General features: G+C 64.4%; 2 protein-coding genes and 1 riboswitch. Both genes read left to right on the top strand.

The genetic code is table 11. The features are described from left to right. The first annotated feature begins 144 nt into the window (after window positions 1–144). Window positions 145–3,555, top strand: a complete 3,411-nt coding sequence (locus ABEL04_RS08725) for a PAS domain S-box protein (protein ID WP_375802002.1) — start codon at window positions 145–147, stop codon at window positions 3,553–3,555. Window positions 3,556–3,643: 88 nt separating this feature from the next. Next, window positions 3,644–3,747: riboswitch (TPP riboswitch) on the top strand. Between the two features lie 68 nt (window positions 3,748–3,815). Beyond that, on the top strand, window positions 3,816–4,535 hold the full coding sequence (tenA, locus tag ABEL04_RS08720) for a thiaminase II (protein WP_375802001.1): 720 nt from the start codon (window positions 3,816–3,818) through the stop codon (window positions 4,533–4,535). Window positions 4,536–4,735 lie beyond the last annotated feature (200 nt).

Below are 4,735 nucleotides of genomic sequence, written 5' to 3'. Positions count from 1 at the left end.
CTGCACGAGATCCGCGAAGTCGCAGGCCATAGACAGTCCGCCAAACAGGTTCTCACCTCTTGACAGAAGCGATCGGGAACGTCCAGCCCGGCAATGCCTCAACGAGACCGGTGAGGACCGGCTCTCAGCGACCATCCAACAGCCATGTCCAGCCCCCTGCAGTCTTCCGATTCTTCCCCCGGCATTTTCTTCTCTGTGGAGGGAGACAGCGAGACCCTGGCGGAAACGATCGAAAACCAGGAGTACCGGAACCGTCTCCGCGCGATTCTCGCCGACGAGGCGCAGAGCACGTCCGACACACTGCAGTCCATCCTTCAACTCGGGACCGAGTGGCTCAAGGTCGAAAATGGACACCTCGCCCGCATCGACCCCGCCACGGGAACCCACACGATTACGGAAGTGAGTAGCTCTCATCCCGTGATCTCTCGGGGCAGCACCGCTGACCTCTCGACGACGTACTGTCGACGGGTGATTGCTCAGAACAATGCCCTGGCGGTCGAGAACGCGCCGGAGCAGGGCTGGAAGGGCGATCCTGCCTACGAGGAGTTCGATCTGTCGACCTACCTCGGCGCGAAGGTTGTGGTGGAGGGCGATCTCTACGGAACCGTATGCTTCGTGGATCGGGAGCCGCGGGTAGCGCCGATGACGGAATCGGACGCCGCGGCCCTGGCTCTGATTGTCCGAGCCATCGGGCACACGTTGGAGCGGCGCCAGCATGAGGACCGTCTCCAGCAGACCACAACCCGGCTGGAGGCGCTCTTCGAGGACTCTCCCAACATGATCAACATCCATGACCTGGAGGGGGATCTGATCGCCCCGAACCCTCGTCTCTGCGAAAAGACCGGATACGAAGCGGACGAGCTCGCCGGAATGAAAGTCTGGAATCTCGACCCGACCATCAGCCCCGAGAAGGCCCGTGCGCTCTGGGCGGACATGGAGCCCGGCGACCGACACCGACTGGAGGGACGATACCAGCGCAAGGACGGGTCGACCTTTCCGGTGGAGGTGGACCTCCGGTGCCTCTCTCTGAAGGGAAAGGACCGGTTTGCGGCCATCGCCCGCGACATCACTGAGCGGAAGCGCCGCGAGCAGGCCCTGCAGGACCGACAGGAGAAAATCGAGTCCCTATATCGAGCGACCAGCCACCTCCCCCACGCGACGAGCCCGGAGGACGTAGCGGATCGCCTCCATGACCTCCTTCAGGATGTGTTCGACTACCCCGTGACCGGCGTCAACTTTCGGGCGGATGAACGCCTCGTTCCCACACGAGCCGCCCTTGCGGACGACGTTCAGCTCCCCGAGTCGCAGTCCCTGGAGATTGAGGGCGGAAGCGTTGCGGCTCGGACCCATCGCACAAACGAAACGGTGGTGATCGACGACGTGCATGACCTCGACAACGAGGTGGAGTACGGCGCTCTTCGGAGCGCAGCGGGGGTGCCGATTGGGGACCACGGGGCCGTCGTGGTCGGGCAGACCGAGCACCAGGAGTTCGATGCCTTCGACCTCCGCCTGATCGAGATTCTTGCGACCCACGCGGCGACGGTTCTCGACCGCCTCGACCGGGAAACGACCCTCCGCGAGGAGCGCGATCGGTTTGCCACGCTCTTCCACAACCTTCCCACGCCAGTGGTGCACGGATGGCCCGACGCCGAGGGGCAGCTCCGCATTCAGGCGGTCAACGAGGCGTTCGAGACGGTCTTCGGCGTCGACGAGTCGGAGATTCAGACCGAGGACCTCCAGTCCCTCATCGTCCCCGCCGACGAGCAGAGCGAGGCCGAGTCCATCCGCCGCTGGCTGCTGGCCGGGGAGGCGGTCGACCGGGAAGTGCGGCGCAAAACAGCCGACGGACTCCGCGACTTCCGCGTTCAGGTGGCCCTCCGGGAGGGAGCGGACGGACCGACGGAAGGATACGCCATCTATACCGACATCACCGAGCAGAAACAACACCGGCGGGCGCTGGAACGGTATCGGGACTACACCGACCGGCTCCTCGATGGCATCGACGACCTGTTTTTCGTGCAGGACCGGGAGGGCAATCTCCAGCGGTGGAACGAAAGCTTTGTTGAGGTGACCGGCTACTCCGACGAGGAGCTCGTGACGATGAACGGCCTCGACACCATCCCGGCGGAGGCGCGTGAGCGGGCGACGGCCGGCATCCAGCAGGTGTTCGAGGAGGGCTATGCGCGCCTCGAGGCCCCCATCGTGACCAAACACGGGTCGACCATTCCCTACGAGTACGCCGCCAACCGCGTGGAGCACCCGGACGGAGACCCCCGGCTGGTCGGGATCGGCCGGGACATCAGCGAGCGAAAGCGACGGGAGCAGACCCTCCGGGACCGTCGGCGAAAAATCGAAGCGACCTACGACGCGACCCGGCATCTCCTGACGGCGAAGGACGCCGACAAAGTGGGAGAACGGCTTCACACCTTGCTGACGGAGATCTTTGATTTTCCGCTTGTTGGCGTCTCGCTCGTTGAGAACGGGACCATCGTCCCCCACTGGATCTCCGCGAAGGAGGGGTACGACCTCCCCCCCGTTCAGACTCTGGACGTGGAGGGCGGAAGCCTCGGCGCCCGGGCGCTCCGCACCGGGGATGTCGCCGTCGAAGAACACCTCTCGGCCCTGCAAAACGAGATCGATTACGGCGACCTGCAATCCGCTGCGTGCGTCCCGATCGGGGACCGAGGGATCCTGTATCTCGGCCACCTCGACGCCGGACGCCTCGATACGTTCGACCTCCATGTGCTCGACATTTTGGCCACACACGCCACCGTCGTGTTCGATCGGATCGACCGCGAACAGGAGCTGGTCGAGGCCAAGAAAGAGGCTGAACGGTTGAATCGTATGAAATCGGCTTTTCTCGCCAACATGAGCCACGAGATCCGCACGCCCCTCACGTCCATCATCGGGTTCGCGGACGCGATCGGGGAGGAGGTTGAGGCCCTGGCGGACGACACCTCCTCGTCCCCCCTCAATCGATTTGCCCAACTCATCGAGGAGAGTGGCCATCGTCTCCTGGAGACGCTCGACGCGGTGCTAAATCTTTCCCGATTGGAGGCCGGGGAAATGGAGCTCTCCCTCAACCCGGTGAATCTAGTCAACGAGGTGGCAGAAGCCGCCGAACTGTTCGAGGCGCGCGCCCTGGAGGACGGAATCGGACTCTTCGTGGAGACGCCCTCTGCTCCGATCTGGGCTCGGGCCGACGAGGGTCTCCTGCGGATCGTCTTGCAAAACCTGATCTCCAATGCCCTGAAGTATACTGGGGAGGGCGGGTCCGTGTGGATCCGCGCCCGGACGGACGACGGCGACGCTCTCTTTGAGGTAGAAGACACCGGCATCGGGATGGACCCGGACCGCGTACCCGAGCTTTTCGAACCGTTCCGGCAGGCGTCGGAGGGCATCAGCCGTGAGTACGAAGGCACGGGCCTGGGCCTGGCCGTGACCAATCAGGCCGTGCAACGGATGGAGGGCTCGATCGACGTGGACACCGCCGAGGGTGAGGGCAGTTGCTTCACTGTACGGCTCCCAGAGGCCACGCCCCCGCCTCAGAAATAATCAGTGTGGTCTTCCCAGCACGCCGGAAGTTTCCCGGAAATTTCTCCGGCGGCCCCTACGATTCCGCCGCCGCTTCCATACCCTGTGCCGATGAAGCTAGGGGTGTTCGGCGCCACGCGGCGGCCGGGCTGAGAGTGTCCCTCCGAACCTGATCCGGGTCATGCCGGCGCAGGAAAGCACAGTTCTCCCTGTCGCCCCCGTGGGCGCCGTCGTCTCTGGCTTCGCGTTCGCCGTTTGGTTTATCAATCTCGCGAAGCCCTATGTCCATGGATCTTACCGCCCCCCTCGATACCCGTGCCTTCTCGGTCCCGCCGTTTGCGGAGGCCTGCCTCGAGCACGCCCACGACGCCTGGGCCGAGGCCGCCGACCACCCGTTCGTGCACGCCCTCGCCGAGGGCACGCTGGAGGCGGACACCTTCAAGTTCTACCAGATGCAGGACGCGCGCTACCTGGAGGCCTTCGCCGACGCCGCCTCCCTCCTCTCCACCCGCTGCCCGGACCCGGACGACAAGCTCTGGTTCATCGACGCGGCCCGGCTGGCCATCGTCGTGGAGGGCGAGCTCCACGAAGGCTACGGCGAAGAGCTCGGCTACGGCCCCGAGGACATCCGGCAGCTCACACTCACGCCCAATAACCGCGCCTACCAGAACCACATGATCGAGCGGGCCCAGCGCGGTTCGCTCGTGGAGGGCACCGCGGCCATCACGCCGTGCCCCTGGCTCTACGTGGAGCTGGGCCAGCGCTTGGAGCGCGAGATGGGGGAGATTCCGGAGGACCATCCCTACGCCGAGTGGCTCGCCATGTACCGTGACCCCGAGTTCAACGAGTACATGGACAACCTGCTGGAGCGTCTCCAGCGATTTGCCGAGTCCGCCGATGAGGCCGCCCGCACCCGCGCCAAGACGGCGTTCACCACCAGCGTCCGCTACGAGTGGATGTTCTGGGACCAGGCCTGGAATCAGCAGGAGTGGCCGGTGTAGTCCGCTTTTGAATCGTGTGGACAAGCCCCCTCTGGGCTGCATGCAGCTCCCCGGGAGTGGTGCCCTCCTCAACGAGGCGAACGTTGAAGGTTGACACGTTGCACGTTCAACGTTCCAACGTGCCACGTGACCTCCTTTGAGGAAAAAGCAGACCTTCAGGGAAGATCTACGGTCCGGAGAATTCAGTCTGACACCACGGG

The sequence above is a fragment of the Salinibacter sp. genome, from assembly GCF_042218895.1.
In the GTDB taxonomy this organism is placed as follows: domain Bacteria; phylum Bacteroidota; class Rhodothermia; order Rhodothermales; family Salinibacteraceae; genus Salinibacter.
The sequence above is the reverse complement of the archived record's forward strand: the minus strand, read 5'-3'. Positions and strand labels throughout refer to the sequence as shown.